Here is a 14,142-nt window from a genome sequence, read left to right on the forward strand (position 1 = left end):
CGACTCGCGGGAGCCCGGGGCGCGACTCGCGGGAGCCCGGGGCGCGACTCGCGGAGATCTGCCGCGCCTACAGGGTCAGCAGCATGCGGACGTTGCCGAGGGTGTTGGGCTTGACGTGGGCGAGGTCGAGGAACTCCGCGACCCCGGCGTCGTAGGAGCGCAGCATCGCGTTGAACACCTCCTGCGACACCGGCGTGCCGTCGATCTCGGCGAAGCCGTGCCGGCCGAAGAAGTGCCGCTCGAAGGTGAGCACGAACAGCCGCTTGAGCCCGAGCTCACGGGCCCCGTCGATCAGCGCCGAGACGAGCGCGTGCCCCGCCCCGCGCCCCAGCACCTTGGGGTGCACCGCGACCGTGCGGATCTCGCCGAGGTCCTCCCACAGCACGTGCAACGCCCCGCACCCGACGACCTCGCCGTCGATCTCCGCGACCAGGAACTCCTGCACCGACTCGTAGAGCGTCACGATCTCCTTGGCGAGCAGCACCTTGCCCGCGTAGTTGTCCACGAGGGACTTGATCGTCGTCACGTCGGCGGTGCGCGCCCGCCGGACGGCCACCGCTGCCATGGCGGTGGAGCGTAGATCATGCGAGCTGCCGTCTACCCTGTGACTCGTGAGTTCCCGTGACGCCGCGCCCCGCCGGGCCGCCCTGCTGACCCTGGGCTGCGCCCGCAACGAGGTCGACTCCGAGGAGCTCGCCGGCCGGCTGGCCGGTAGCGGCTGGGAGCTGGCCGAGGCCGACGAGGCGGATGTGATCGTCGTGAACACGTGCGGCTTCGTCGAGCAGGCCAAGAAGGACTCGATCGACACGCTGCTCTCGGCGTCGGACGTGGCGAAGGGCCGCGGCGCCAAGGTGGTCGCGGTCGGCTGCATGGCCGAGCGGTACGGCAAGGAGCTGGCCGACAGCCTCCCCGAGGCCGACGCCGTGCTCGGCTTCGACGCCTACCCGGACCTCGCGGAGCGCCTGGGCGACGTGGTCGCCGGGCACGCCCCGGCGCCGCACATCCCGGTCGACCGCCGCACCCTGCTCCCGATCTCGCCGGTGCAGCGCCCGGAGGCGAGCACCGACATCGCGATCCCCGGCCACGCGTGGGTCCCCGACCTCGCGCGCCGCCGGCTCAGCACCGGCCCGGTCGCGAACCTCAAGCTGGCGTCGGGCTGCGACCGGCGCTGCGCGTTCTGTGCGATCCCGTCCTTTCGCGGCTCGTTCGTCTCGCGTCATCCGGACGAGGTGCTCGCGGAGGCCGCATGGCTCGCCCGGGACGGGGTACGGGAGCTCGTGCTGGTGAGCGAGAACTCGACGTCGTACGGGAAGGACCTGCCAGGCGGCACGCGGGCCCTGGTGGACCTGCTGCCGCGGCTCGCGGCGATCCCCGGGATCGAGCGGGTGCGGGTCAGCTACCTGCAGCCCGCCGAGACCCGCCCCGACCTGCTGCAGGTCGTCGGGACCACGGACGGCGTCGCGCCCTACTTCGACCTGTCCTTCCAGCACGCGTCGAACCCGGTCCTGCGCCGGATGCGCCGCTTCGGCTCCCGGACGGACTTCCTCGACCTCTGCGAGCGCATCCGCGCCCTCGCGCCCGAGGCGGGCATCCGCAGCAACGTGATCGTCGGGTTCCCGGGGGAGACCGAGGAGGACCTCGCCGAGCTGGAGGCGTTCCTGACGGGCGCCCGGCTCGACGCCGTGGGCGTCTTCGGGTACTCGGACGAGGAGGGCACCGAGGCCGCCGGCTACGAGGGCAAGCTCGACCCGGCGGAGGTCGCCGCGCGCGTCGAGCGGATCTCCGCGCTGGTCGACGAGCTGATGACCCAGCGGGCCGAGGAGCGGATCGGCACCGAGGTCGTCGTGCTGGTGGAGACGGCCGAGTCGGAGACCGAGGACGCCACCGGGCGCGCCGCGCACCAGGCCCCCGAGGTCGACGGCGAGTGCGTGTTCGTCTCCGGCGAGCTCGACGGCGAGCCCCTCGAACCCGGCGCGTTCGTGCGGGCCGAGGTGATCGACTCCGAGGGCGCGGACCTGGTCGTCGAGGCCCGCGAGGTCGTGGTCCCGGCCGCCGCCGGCCTCGTGGCCGTGGGAACGGCGGGATGAGCGCCGGGGGAGCGCGATGAGCGCGGTCCCGGCCGAGGAGCCCGTCGCCTCGCCGGAGAACGCGGTCCCGCTGCTGAACATCGCGAACGTCCTGACCGGCGTCCGGCTCCTGCTCGTCCCCTTCTTCCTGCTCGCCCTGCTGCACCTCGACGGCACGGACCTGGGCTGGCGACTCGTCGCGGCCCTGCTGTTCGCCGTCGCCGCGATCACCGACCGGTTCGACGGCGAGATCGCGCGCAAGCGGGGGCTGGTCACGTCGTTCGGCAAGATCGCCGACCCCATCGCCGACAAGGCGCTGATGGGCGCGGCCCTGGTCGGGCTGTCGGTGCTGGGCCTGCTGCCCTGCTGGGTCACGATCGTGATCATGGGTCGTGAGATCGGCGTGACGCTGCTGCGGTTCTGGGTGATCCGGCACGGGGTGATCCCGGCGAGCAAGGGCGGGAAGCTCAAGACGCTGGTCCAGACGTTCGCGATCGGGCTCTACGTGTTGCCGCTGACGCTGCTCCTGCCCGCGGCGACGGGGGCCATCGAGGTCGTGCGCTGGACGCTGATGGCCGTGGCGATCGTGCTCACCGTGGTGACCGGTCTGGACTACGTGGTGCGGGCGGTCCGGCTGCGCGCCGCGGCCCGTGCCGCGCTGCGCCGTGCCTGACCGCTGCGCCGTGCCTGGCCGCTGCGCCGTGCCTGGCCGCTGCGCCGTGCCCGATCACGCCTGAGCGTGGCTGTTCGCCCACGGCGGACGTGTCCGGCGCCGCGCTGCGGCGACGCGGGCGCTCCCGACTCGGTACGGTGGGAGCACCCCGTCCCCCGGACGGGGTGGCTCGGGTCGACGAGGAGGGTGGGCGCATGGCTCTGCTGCTGCGTGAGGCGATCGGTGGCAGCCTTCGGCGTGCCCGCACCCTGCGGAAGCGCACCCTGCGTGACGTCTCCCGCGCCGCTCGCGTCAGCCTCGGCTACCTCTCGGAGGTCGAGCGCGGCCGCAAGGAGCCCTCGAGCGAGCTGCTCGCCTCGATCTGCGAGGCGCTCGACGTCGCCCTGCCGGACCTGCTCGCCGAGGTCATCAGCGAGATGACGCGGGACGAGCAGCTGGAGTTCGTCGGGCGCAACGACACCCTGGTCCCGATCGGGCAGCGGCACACCGACCTGCGCCTGGCGCCGGTGCGCACCGGCGCCCCGCTCGGCGGTCGTCCGGGCACCCCGGTCGCGTCGGCGGCCTGAGTCCCGCCGGGTTCCCGGCTCACTGAGATCCGGCTGTGGGCGGACCCGTCCGCGCCCGTCCGGTTCGTCCGTTCCTCCCGCACCGGCGCCCCGGCGCCCGGTAGCCTGGGCCCCGGGTCGCCCCGAGGGCGGCCTCGGGACGATCCCCGATATCGTCCGCACGCGGTGGCACCCGAGGCCGTGGCGATGCCACGATGGGCGCAAGAGCACCGCTCGGCGGTCGCGGGGGGACACACACGGGCCGCTCGGTGAAGGCGGTACCCGGTTCGCACTCGGAGGTAGGCGGAGCAGATGGCCAACGGTTTCACGAAGGCCTGGAAGTACCTGATGGCCCTGTTCTCGTCGAAGGTCGACGAGTACGCGGACCCGAAGGTGCAGATCCAGCAGGCCATCGAGGACGCACAGCGCCAGCACCAGGCGCTCTCGCAGCAGGCGGCGGCCGTCATCGGCAACCAGCGCCAGCTGGAGATGAAGCTCAACCGGCAGCTGGGGGAGATCGAGAAGCTGCAGGCGTCAGCGCGCCAGGCGCTGGTCCTCGCGGACCAGGCGCGGGCCCAGGGCGACGAGCAGAAGGCGCAGCAGTACGAGCAGGCCGCGCAGGCCACGGCCACCCAGCTGGTCACGGCCGAGCAGTCCGTCGAGGACCTCAAGACGCTGCACGACCAGTCGATCGGCGCCGCCGCCCAGGCCAAGCAGGCCGTGGAGCGCAACTCGATGATGCTGCAGCAGAAGATCGCCGAGCGCACGAAGCTGCTCAGCCAGCTCGAGCAGGCGAAGATGCAGGAGCAGGCCGCGGCCTCCCTGCGGCAGATGACCGAGCTCTCGGCGCCGGGCAACACGCCGTCGCTCGAGGAGGTCCGGGACAAGATCGAGCGCCGCTACGCCAACGCGATCGGCTCGGCCGAGCTGGCGCAGAACTCGGTCCAGGGCCGGATGCTCGAGGTCCAGCAGGCGACCGTCGACATGGCGGGCGCCAACCGGCTCGAGCAGATCCGCGCCTCGATGCACGGCACCCCGATCTCCGGGTCGGAGGAGAAGCCGACCCAGCAGATCCCGGCCGCGCCGCAGAGCACCCCGCAGGGGCAGCAGCAGCCCGGCACCGCCTGAGCCACCCGCTCCGGACGCCGCCCGCCTCCCCGAGGCCGGCGGCGTCCGCCGTTCTCAGCGCCGTTCTCAGCGCCGCTCTCAGCGGCGCGGCGGGCGACGGGTGCGGACCGGGCGCGGGGCCGGACCGGGCTGGCAGCGCGGGCACCAGTAGGCGACGCGGGCGTAGACGCCGTCGCCCTGCTCGGCGACCCGGATCCGGGTGCCGCAGCGGCGGCAGGGCCGGCCCCCGCGCTCGAAGACCCAGTGGGCCTCGGCGGGCAGCAACGACCCCGTGGTGGTCTGCTCGGGCCGGTCGGCGTTGGCCAGCAGGAGCTTGCGGGCGAGCGCGACGACGGCGGGCAGGTCCGGGGTGTCCCGCACGAGCGTCCACGGCGAGAGGCCGAGCAGGAAGCAGATCTCGGTCTTGTAGAGGTTGCCGACCCCGGCCATCACCCGCTGCTCCAGCAGCGCCAGGCCCAGCTCGTGGTGGGCGCGCGCGGTGAGCCGGCGGAGCGCCTCGGCCTCGTGCTCCGGGCCCCACGCCGGGTCGAGCAGGTCGGGCCCGAGGTGCCCGACGAGCCGCGACTCCTCCTCGGTACGCAGCAGCTCCAGGTCGTGCAGGGCGAACCCGACGGCCACGCGCTCCGGCACCTCGAGCACCGCGCGGGCCTCGTACCCGGGGCGCCGCCACCGCATCCCGGGACGGTACAGGTGCCACGCGCCGTCCATGCGGAAGTGGCTGTGCAGGCTCCGCCCGTCGTCGAACCGCGTGAAGAGGTGCTTGCCCACCGACGCGACGCCGACGACCCCGATCCCGGCCAGGTCGACGCCCGCGAGCCGCGGGTGCCGGATCTCCCCGCGCAGCAGCGTCTGCCCGGTGAGCGCCGCGTTCAGGCGTCTGCCGGCCAGGTGGACGGTGTCGCCCTCGGGCACCCCTCGACGCTACCGCCGCCCGGCGGCGGCCGCGCCCCGGTCGTCCGCCGTGCCACCACGGTGCCGTGACCGGGAGAGCGATCGAGCGCAGCGGGGTGCTGCTGCTCGCGCTGCTCCTCACCGGCTGGGCCCTCGTGGCGGCGGAGCCGAGCGTGCTGCTCGGTGTCGTCGGCGCCGCGCTCTGGGCGATCGGGCTGGCGCGGCATGCGTCGGCCGTCCTGCGGGCGACCTCGGCCCGCGGGCCCGCGGCGGTCCGCCGGCACGGGCACTGCCGGGCCTCCCGCGCGCGGGTCCTCCGCCAGCTCGACCCGGACGCCCCGGGTCGCACACGCGCACGCGCACTGTCGGGTCTCCTCCCGGCGGTGTAGTCACCCCACTCCGCCGCCGGGCTCCCCGGCGTCCCGAGAACCCGACTCCCTCCCGGCCCCGGGAGGTGGAGGTGTGCACGTGCTCGACTTCCTGTACTACCCCGTGTCCGCCGTCATGTGGTTCTGGCACCAGGCGTTCGGCCTGGTGCTGGGCCCGAGCAGCGGCGTGGCGTGGGCCCTGTCCGTGGTGTTCCTGGCGCTGACCCTGCGCGCGCTGATGATCAAGCCGGTGCTGAGCCAGATGCGCTCGGCCCAGCGGATGCGCCGGATCGCCCCGCAGCTCGCCGAGCTCAAGAAGCGGCACGGCACGGCACGCCGGTCGCTGCGGCAGCAGCAGCCGGCGAGCGACCCGCAGACCGCGCAGGTCGCCGAGTTCATGAAGCTCACGCCGTGGCTGTTCCCGCTGGGGGCGATCGTGGGCGGCCTGTTCTTCCCGTTCCCGATCGCGATCCTCGTCTACTGGCTGACCAGCAACGCGTGGACGCTCGGGCAGCAGCACGTGATCGGCCGGGTCGTGGCGCGGGAACAGCCGCCGGCAGCCGTACCCACACCTGCACCGACGCCCGCCCGTGCACCACGCCCGGGTCAGAAGCCGATCCGCAAACCCGGGGCGACGGCGGCCCGGGTCCGGCCGGGCGCCTAGGGTCGACGGGGTGAGCACGTTCCGAAAGGCCCGCCTGGCGGCCGCGGTCGCCGTGGCGCTCGCGGCGCTGGCCGGGTGCGGCGAGTCGACGACCCACGCCGCGAGCTCCGGCGGCAACGGCGCGCCCAGCGCGACCCTCCCCGCGCTGCGGACCAAGCTCGCGTCGATCTCCCTCGACGAGTGCGCCACGCAGCCGGCCGCGCAGATCTACCCCGACTGCGCGCGGTTCGTCCGCGAGGTGCAGAACGTGGTGCCCGCCGCGCGGGCCGAGGCGGGCCAGGTCGCCGCGCCCCAGGCCCTGACGAAGGCGGCCGACGACGTCGACGGGGCGGTCAACCGGTTCACTCAGGACCAGTGCATCCCCGTCGGCGCCCCGCCCGGCCCGGCCGCGGCCTGCGGGCCGGACCTGGCGTCGATGCAGGAGGGCCTGCGGGCGCTCGTCGCCGCGGTCGGGCAGTGATCCGTCCGGTTCGTCCGGGACGAAATCGCCCGATCGGGACGTTCGCGTACCGCTGCCGGGTGGTCGTGCTCACGTCGTCACAATGTTGCGCGGTCTACGGCGGAGGACGGTGGGGATGAAGGTGACGCGACGGTGGGGTGCCACCGCGCTGGGGGTCGCGACCGTGGTCCTGCTCGGTCTCGGGGTCTTCGTGGGCAGCCACCCCAGTGCCGCGGCGGGCGCCTTCGGCGCGACCGGGCTCGCCCCGGTGGCCGGGCTCCCGACGATCGATGCCGCGCCCGCACCCGTCGTCCACATCACGCCCGAGCAGGGCACCGCGCTGAACCCGACGCAGCCGATCACCGTGACCGTCGCCGACGGCACCGCGCAGGCCGTGCACGTCACGAACGCCTCGACGGGCAAGGCCGTCGACGGCACCCTCGCGCCCGACGGGCACACCTGGACCTCCACCGGCGACCTCGCGTACTCGGCGACGTACTCCGTCGGCGTCGACACGCTGGACCGCGACCAGGCACCCGGGCACACCGACGGCACGGTCGCGACCATCGACCCGAAGGCCCAGGCCTACCCGTCGTTCATCCCGGCCCCGAACTCGGTGCCGACGGTCGGCGTCGGGCAGCCCATCGTCGTGCGCTTCGACCACGCGATCACCGACCGCGCCGCCGCCGAGAAGCAGCTCTCCGTGACCTCCAGCCCGGCGCAGGCCGGCAGCTGGTACTGGATCTCGAACACCGAGGTGCACTACCGCCCGCAGCAGTACTGGAAGCCGGGCACCACCCTGACGGTCAAGGCCGACCTCTACGGCGTGGACCTCGGCGCCGGTACCTACGGCTCGACCGACCGCACCATGACGGTCAAGGTGCACGACGCCTGGGTCGCCAAGGCCGACGGCGCCACCGAGCAGATGCAGATCTTCGACAACGGCCAGCTGGTCAAGACCATGAACATCAGCCTGGGCTCGCCGGGCTTCCCGTCGCACACCGGCCCGCACGTCATCTCGGACAAGCAGCCGTCGATCGTCATGGACTCCTGCACCTACGGCGTGTGCCAGGGCCAGCCCGGCTACTACAAGGAGAAGGTCGACCTCGACGAGCGGATCTCCAACGACGGCGAGTTCGTGCACTCCGCGCCGTGGTCCGTCGGGCAGCAGGGCAACTCGAACGTGTCGCACGGCTGCGTGAACCTCGCGCCCGCCGACGCCCAGTGGTTCTTCGACCACTTCGGCATCGGGGACGTCGTGGAGATCACCAACTCGGGCGGCCCGGCCCTGCCGGTCTACGACACCTACGGCGACTGGGAGCTGAGCTGGGCGGACTGGAAGGCCGGCTCCGCCCTGTAGCCCGCGCCGGTCCGCTCCTCGATCCGGAAGTCCCGCAGGTCGGGCTCGCGGGTCATCCGCCAGTAGTCGACGATCCGCCACGGCAGCGCGGAGACCACGCGCCCGGCGGCGTTGCGGTACCAGTTCCGCATGCCGGGGTGGGTCCAGATCATGGCCTCGTGCGCCTCGTCGTGGCGGCGCACGTAGTCCGCCTCCACCTCGGGGTGCACCTCGACCGCGCCGACGCCCCGCTCGGCCATCGCGACCAGCAGGTCCACGATGTAGCGCACCTGGCACTCGGCGATGGTGATGTAGCTGCCGCCGTGGCCGAGCACGGTGCCCGGTCCGCAGGTCAGGAACAGGTTCGGGAAGTCCGGCACGGTGATGCCGAGGTGGGCGTGGGCGTCCTCCGGGCCCCAGACCTCGTCGATCCGCCGGCCGGAACGCCCCCGGACCTCGATCGGCCACAGCACCCGGTGCGTGTGGAAGCCGGTCGCGAGGACGACCACGTCGGCCTCGACCTCGGCCCCGTCGGACCCGCGCACCCCGGTCTCGGTCACCTCGGTCACGGCTTCGGTGAGCAGGGTGACGTTCTCCCGGCGCAGGGCCGCGAACCAGCCGTTGTCCAGCAGCATCCGCTTGCCGAAGGGCGGGTAGTCCGGCAGCGCCTTGGCGACCAGGTCGGGCCGGCCCGCGAGCTGGGCCTCCAGGTAGCGGGTGAAGACGCGCCGGTGGCCGTCGTTGAGGGCGTTGACCGCACGCTCCGGGTGCTCCCACGCCGGGTCCTTCTGCAGGCCGGGGTGCACGCGGTCGTTGGTGTTCCAGGCCAGCCGGGTGCGGTACCAGAGCCGGTAGAAGGGCACGTGCTCCACCAGGTACCGGGCGCCCTCGGGGACGGGGGAGAAGTAGACCTCGTTGGGGGCGACCCACTGCGGCGAGCGCTGGAAGACCGTCAGGTGCGCCACCTGCCCGGCGACGGCGGGGACGACCTGCATCGCGCTCGCGCCCGTGCCGATCACCACGACCCGCTTGCCGGTCAGGTCGAGGTCGGCGGGCCATTCGGCGGTGTGGAAGAGCGGGCCGCGGAAGCGGTCGAGACCGGGGATCGGCGGGACCTTGGGCCGGTTGAGCTGCCCCGTCGCGGTGATCACGACCTCCGCCGTGAGCTCCTCGCCGGCGGCCGTCCGGACCGTCCAGTACCCGTCCGCCCAGGTCGCGGCCACGACCTCGGTGCCGAAGCGGATCCGCTCGCGCAGGCCGTGCCGGTCCGCGACGGCACCCAGGTACTCCCACACCTCGTCCCGCTTGCCGAAGTGGGTGGTCCAGTCCCGCGGCGCGAAGGAGTACGAGTACAGGTGGCTCGGGGTGTCGACGCCGGCGCCCGGGTAGGCGTTCTCCAGCCAGGTGCCGCCGACGTCGGCGTTCTTCTCCAGCACGACGTGCTCGATCCCGGCCTCGGCCAGCCGGATCGACGCGAGCATCCCGGACACGCCCGCGCCGATCACGATCGCCCGCGGGGCGCCGGGCGGGGCGCGCCGCACCTCGACCGGGGCGAAGCCCATGTCCTCGGCGGTCATCTCGGCGTACTCGAGCGGCACGACCTCGCCGACGGCCGCGCTCATGATCTCCGCCAACACCTCGCCGGTCGGGGCCGGGACGGCGACCGGTGCGCCGTCGGCCCAGGCGCACACGGCGTCGGCCGCGGCGGCCCGGATCTCGGCCCGGATCTCCGGCGGGAAGCCGCCCGGGTCGTTGTCCTCCATCCCGCGGCTGCGGGTGGGGCGGTACGGGTCGGCGAGCCAGCGCCGGTCGCCGGTCAGCTGGTACAGCACCGCGACCAGCGACGGAAGGTTCGCCTGCTCCAGCGCCGCGACCAGCGCGGCACGGTCGATCGGCGCGCGCTCCGGCGCGAACGGCACGAACCCCATCAGCGACCTCCCCGTCGTCATGAGCCGAACGCGAGCCTAACCGCGGTTAGGCAAACAGGGAAGGCGCCCCAGCATCTGAGCACTTGACGAGTGTCGTGTGTCGCCGCATGCTCCTCCCCAACACCTAACCATGGACAGGGAGGCAGCGATGGAGCTGACCGAGGCGATGCGGACCACCGGCACCTGCCGGTACTTCACCCCGGACCCGGTGCCGGACGAGGTGCTGCACCGCGCGTTCGACGCCGCCCGCTTCGGCCCGCAGGGTGGCAACCGGCAGCCGCTGCGATGGGTCGTGGTCCGCGACGCGGACCGCAAGCGCGCCCTCGCCGACCTCTACCTGCCGCCGTGGAAGGCCTACCTGGCCGGCGTCGGGATCGGCGACGTCCGCGTGGGGGCCGTGCCGAAGGCGGTCGCCGACGCCGACCACTTCGCCGAGCACCTCGCCGAGGCGCCCGCGATCGTCGTCGTCTGCGCCGAGCTCGACGGGCTGCACCCCACCGACCACGAGCTCGGCCGGTTGTCCGTGGTCGGCGGGGCGTCGATCTACCCGACCATGCAGAACTTCTGCCTCGCGCTGCGCGACCAGGGCGTCGGGTCCGCCGTGACCACGCTGCTCTGCCACGCCGAGCCCGAGGTGCGCAAGCTGCTCGAGATCCCGGACGGGATCATCACGGCCGCGCACGTCGCGATCGGCTACCCGGCCAAGGGCTTCCCGCACCGGCTCAGCCGCCAGCCGGTCGAGGACACCGTCTTCGCCGACACCTTCGGCTCCCCGCTCTTCGCATGACCCTCGCCGACCAGTACACCCGCCCGCTGGCCCGCGCCACGATCGGTGACCAGCTGCGGCGGCACGCACGCACCCGGCCCGCGGCGGTCGCCGTCGTCGGGTACACGGCGGACGGGACCCGCTCGGAGACCACCTACGCCGAGCTGGACCGGCGGGCGAACCGGTATGCCCATCTGCTGCGCGGGCTCGGGGTCGGCCGCGGCGACGTCGTCGCGTCGATGGCGCCCAACTCGGTCGACGTCGTGGCCGCCTACTACGGCGCGCTCAAGCTCGGCGCGGCGTTCACCGGCATCAACCCGCTGCACCGCTCCGCGGAGGTCGCACACCAGCTCGGGCACGCCGAGCCCCGGGTCGTGCTGGCCGCGCCGGCGTTCGCCGCGCTGGTCGGGGACGTGCTGCCGGCCGGGACGGCTCTGGTCGAGTACGGCGCGGAGCTGCCGGCGGCGGACACCGAGCCGGAGGCCGAGGTCGACGAGCACGACGTCGCGATGCTCGTCTACACCTCCGGCACCGAGGCCACGCCGAAGGGCGTGCTGGTCCCGCACCGCAACTACCTGATCTCCACGGCGCCCGCGTGGAGCTGGGGCCTGCGCACCGGGCCGGACGACACCTGGCTGTTCGTGATGCCGTTCCACACGATCGCCGGGCTCGGCTCGATGACCACGCTGACGCTCATGGGCGCCACGCTGGTGCTGCCCGCGACCACCGACCCCGCCCGCTCGCTGGAGATCATCGCCCGCGAACGGGTCACGGTGATCGCGCAGACCCCCACGTTCTACCTGGCCCTGGCCGGGCAGGCGGGCTTCGGTGCCGACGCCGTCGGGTCAGTCCGGCGGTGCATGACCTACGGCGGCCAGGTCGCCCCGCACGGGATCTCGGCGTGGGCGGCGGCCGCGCCCGGCGTCGTCTGGGGCACCTACTGGGGGCAGTCCGAGCTGTCCCAGCTCGGCACCGTCGGCTGGTTCCGCACGCTCGACGACGTCCCGGACCAGGACCCCACCTGGATCGGCACCCCGGTCTCGCACCTGGAGGTCCGGGTCGTCGACGCCGAGGGCCGCGACGCCGAGATCGGCGAGCTGCTGTGCCGCACGCCGTCGGTCATGCTCGGCTATCACCGCGACCCGACGCGGACCGCCGAGGTCATGGTCGACGGCTGGGTGCACACCGGCGACATGGTCCGCATCGACGCCGCCGGCAACCTCTTCTTCCGCGACCGGCTCAAGGACGTGATCAAGTCGGGCGGCATGAACGTCTCGTCGCAGGAGGTCGAGCGGGTGCTGCACGAGCACCCCGGGGTGCTGCGGGCGGCGGTCGTCGGGAGGCCGGACGAGTACTGGTCCGAGGCGGTCACGGCGTTCCTGGTCCCGCAGGAGGGCACGAGCGTCGATCCCGCCGAGGTGATCGCCTTCTGCAAGGAGCGGATGGCCGGCTACAAGGTGCCCAAGGCGGTGCACGTGGTGGCCGAGCTGCCCGTCGACCCGCAGGGCAAGATCCTCAAGCGCGAGCTGCGGAAGGTCGCCGTGTGACCGGGGTGAGGGGGTGACGGCGTGACGCAGGAACCCCTGGCGCTGTCCCGGACGGCGCGGACCCGGCTGCGCCGCGAGGAGATCGTGACCACGGCGGCCCGGACCTTCGCCGACCGCGGGTACGCGCACGTCGGGATGCGGGACATCGCCGACGCCGTCGGCATCCGCGGGGCCAGCCTCTACCACCATTTCGCGGCCAAGGAGGAGATCCTCTACGCGGTCTGCCTGACGGTGACGCGCGAGCCGTGCGAGGAGAACCTGCCCCTGCTCGACGCCGCGGGCACGCCGGCGCAGCGGATGGCCATGCTGGTCCGGGCGCATCTGCGGCACCTGTACCGCCGGCGGGTCGAGCACCTCGTGGGCCTGCACGAGATGGCGTCGCTGACCCCGGAGCACCGTGCGGAGATCGACGGGCACCGCCGCTACTACCAGCGGCGGGTCCGGGACGTGATCACGGCCGGCGCACGGTCCGGCGAGTTCACGGTGCCCGACGCGCAGCTCGCCGCGTTCGCGGTGCTCGACATGCTCAACGGCTTCAGCGGCTGGTTCCGCGACGACCGCGGCCTCTCGCTCGACGCGGCCGTCGAGGGCTACGTCGAGCTCGTCGTCGCCCGGACGCTCGGGGCGGGCGGGGCCCTCGCCTGAGGGGCCGCCCGCCGTGTCAGTCGCGGCGGGCCGGTCGGGTCGTGTCAGTCGCGGCGGGGCAGGTCGAGGGCCTGCCGGAGGACGGCGACCCGCTCGGCGGCCTCCCGCTTCGAGATCGTGGCGTCCTCGATCAGCGACGAGCCGTGGAAGGTCCCGGGGAACAGGTGCAGCTCCACCGGGACGCCGGCGGTCTGCAGGGCCAGCGCGTAGGCGATGCCCTCGTCGCGCAGGGGGTCGAAGGCCATCACCGAGACGTAGGCGGGCGGCAGGCCGGACAGGTCGGTGGCCCGGGCGGGGGCGGCGTACGGCGAGACCCCGTCCGTGCCGCGGACGCCCTCGCCCAGATAGGAGTCCCAGCTGACGACGGCGTTGGGCCGGTTCCAGATCGGCGTGTCGGTGAAGGCGCGCATGCTCGGCGTCTCCAGCCGGTCGTCGACCTCGGGGACCCCCAGGTACTGGAAGGCGATCGCCGGACCGCCCCGGTCCCGCGCCAGCATCGCGAGCGCGGCGCACAGGCCGCCGCCGGCGCTGATGCCGTGGATCGCGATCCGGTCGGGATCCACGCCGTACTCCGCGGCGTGCTCGGCGAACCAGGCCAGCCCGGCGTAGCAGTCCTCCAGCCCCGCCGGGAACGGGTTCTCGGGCGCGAGCCGGTAGTCCACCGTGACCAGCACGGCGCCGACGCCCCGCGCGATCGCGATGTTGGCGGCGTGGCCGCCGTCGAGATCGCCCATGATGAAGCCGCCGCCGTGCACGTCGAAGATGCCGGCGGGGCCGGACGGCTGGTCGGGCCGGTAGATCCGCAGCGGCACCTCGGGAGCGCCCTCGGGTCCCGGGACGAGGACCTCGGTCACCGTCACGCCCGTCTCGTCCGGTGCGGGCAGCTGGGCGCGCAGCTGGGTCAGTACGCCGCGCGCGGCCGGCAGGTCGGTGACGTCGAGGACGGGTAGCACCGGAATGGCGGCGGCGAGCTCGGGGTCGAAGTCGTACTCGACGGTCGTCACGGTCGGGCCTCCCACGGCATCGGAGTCGGTGACCCGATCATCGTCGCTGATGCGGTCGCCTGCATCCGCCGGAAGCCTGAACGATCGCTCGTCCGGATCGGGCCGGTGGTCGGTCGGCGGCTTCCGCCGATGATCGATC

15 protein-coding genes are annotated in these 14,142 nt (G+C 73.6%); 11 read left to right on the forward strand and 4 right to left on the reverse strand.

All coding sequences use genetic code 11. From position 1 onward, the window contains the following. Positions 1 to 67: 67 nt before the first annotated feature. Entirely contained in the window at positions 68 to 565 is a 498-nt protein-coding gene (locus tag LWC33_RS20175; RefSeq protein ID WP_233305977.1) for an amino-acid N-acetyltransferase, read from the reverse strand. A 46-nt stretch (positions 566 to 611) separates the two neighbouring features. Here LWC33_RS20175 and rimO point away from each other — a divergent pair, with 46 nt between their 5' ends. The 4 genes from rimO (at position 612) to LWC33_RS20195 (ending at position 4,412) form a co-directional block, all read left to right on the forward strand. Continuing rightward, positions 612 to 2,087 (forward strand): 30S ribosomal protein S12 methylthiotransferase RimO, encoded by a 1,476-nt coding sequence (gene rimO, locus LWC33_RS20180; RefSeq protein ID WP_233305978.1) that lies wholly within the window; start codon positions 612 to 614, stop codon positions 2,085 to 2,087. Between the two features lie 16 nt (positions 2,088 to 2,103). Further along, positions 2,104 to 2,739 carry a CDP-diacylglycerol--glycerol-3-phosphate 3-phosphatidyltransferase gene (gene pgsA / locus LWC33_RS20185; protein WP_233305979.1) on the forward strand — a complete coding sequence of 212 codons (636 nt, stop codon included), beginning with the start codon at positions 2,104 to 2,106 and terminating at the stop codon, positions 2,737 to 2,739. Positions 2,740 to 2,933: 194 nt separating this feature from the next. Then, positions 2,934 to 3,305, forward strand: coding sequence for a helix-turn-helix domain-containing protein (locus LWC33_RS20190; protein ID WP_233305980.1), 372 nt, complete (start codon positions 2,934 to 2,936; stop codon positions 3,303 to 3,305). 291 nt (positions 3,306 to 3,596) lie between these two features. Next, positions 3,597 to 4,412: a PspA/IM30 family protein gene (locus tag LWC33_RS20195; protein ID WP_232873070.1), complete on the forward strand. Its 816-nt coding sequence runs from the start codon at positions 3,597 to 3,599 to the stop codon at positions 4,410 to 4,412. Positions 4,413 to 4,490: 78 nt separating this feature from the next. Here the strand turns inward: LWC33_RS20195 and LWC33_RS20200 are convergent, their stop codons facing one another. Further along, positions 4,491 to 5,324, reverse strand: a complete 834-nt coding sequence (locus tag LWC33_RS20200) for a DNA-formamidopyrimidine glycosylase family protein (protein ID WP_233305981.1) — start codon at positions 5,322 to 5,324, stop codon at positions 4,491 to 4,493. Positions 5,325 to 5,389: 65 nt separating this feature from the next. Here LWC33_RS20200 and LWC33_RS36150 point away from each other — a divergent pair, with 65 nt between their 5' ends. From LWC33_RS36150 to LWC33_RS20220, 4 genes are all read left to right on the forward strand, one after another. Further along, the gene (locus LWC33_RS36150) at positions 5,390 to 5,692 is read left to right on the forward strand and encodes a DUF6412 domain-containing protein (protein WP_233305982.1); all 303 of its coding nucleotides are present in this window, start codon (positions 5,390 to 5,392) and stop codon (positions 5,690 to 5,692) included. Positions 5,693 to 5,771: 79 nt separating this feature from the next. Continuing rightward, positions 5,772 to 6,335 carry a YidC/Oxa1 family membrane protein insertase gene (locus tag LWC33_RS20210; protein WP_233305983.1) on the forward strand — a complete coding sequence of 188 codons (564 nt, stop codon included), beginning with the start codon at positions 5,772 to 5,774 and terminating at the stop codon, positions 6,333 to 6,335. 10 nt (positions 6,336 to 6,345) lie between these two features. Further along, entirely contained in the window at positions 6,346 to 6,795 is a 450-nt protein-coding gene (locus tag LWC33_RS20215; RefSeq protein ID WP_233305984.1) for a hypothetical protein, read from the forward strand. A 115-nt stretch (positions 6,796 to 6,910) separates the two neighbouring features. Then, positions 6,911 to 8,134 carry a L,D-transpeptidase gene (locus tag LWC33_RS20220; protein ID WP_233305985.1) on the forward strand — a complete coding sequence of 408 codons (1,224 nt, stop codon included), beginning with the start codon at positions 6,911 to 6,913 and terminating at the stop codon, positions 8,132 to 8,134. Here the strand turns inward: LWC33_RS20220 and LWC33_RS20225 are convergent. Next, entirely contained in the window at positions 8,080 to 10,062 is a 1,983-nt protein-coding gene (locus LWC33_RS20225) for a flavin-containing monooxygenase (protein WP_233305986.1), read from the reverse strand. The two genes, LWC33_RS20220 and LWC33_RS20225, sit on opposite strands and share 55 nt — an antisense overlap. Positions 10,063 to 10,189: 127 nt before the next feature. Here LWC33_RS20225 and LWC33_RS20230 point away from each other — a divergent pair, with 127 nt between their 5' ends. Genes LWC33_RS20230 through LWC33_RS20240 form a run of 3 tightly spaced genes read left to right on the forward strand, consistent with a single transcriptional unit; the run spans position 10,190 to position 12,999 of the window. Next, complete coding sequence (locus LWC33_RS20230) at positions 10,190 to 10,828, forward strand: nitroreductase family protein (RefSeq protein ID WP_233305987.1); 639 nt, start codon at positions 10,190 to 10,192, stop codon at positions 10,826 to 10,828. Next, a complete protein-coding gene (locus LWC33_RS20235; protein ID WP_233305988.1) occupies positions 10,825 to 12,354 on the forward strand; it encodes a class I adenylate-forming enzyme family protein in 1,530 nt (509 codons plus the stop codon). Before LWC33_RS20230 ends, LWC33_RS20235 begins: the two co-directional genes overlap by 4 nt. 21 nt (positions 12,355 to 12,375) lie before the next feature. Next, positions 12,376 to 12,999: a TetR/AcrR family transcriptional regulator gene (locus tag LWC33_RS20240; protein ID WP_233305989.1), complete on the forward strand. Its 624-nt coding sequence runs from the start codon at positions 12,376 to 12,378 to the stop codon at positions 12,997 to 12,999. A 44-nt stretch (positions 13,000 to 13,043) separates the two neighbouring features. Here LWC33_RS20240 and LWC33_RS20245 read toward each other — a convergent pair whose 3' ends face one another. Beyond that, entirely contained in the window at positions 13,044 to 14,003 is a 960-nt protein-coding gene (locus tag LWC33_RS20245) for an alpha/beta hydrolase (RefSeq protein ID WP_233305990.1), read from the reverse strand. Between the last annotated feature and the right edge of the window lie 139 nt (positions 14,004 to 14,142).

Origin of the sequence: Pseudonocardia terrae (assembly GCF_021343995.1) — a bacterium.
Classification (GTDB): Bacteria; Actinomycetota; Actinomycetes; order Mycobacteriales; family Pseudonocardiaceae; genus Pseudonocardia; species Pseudonocardia terrae.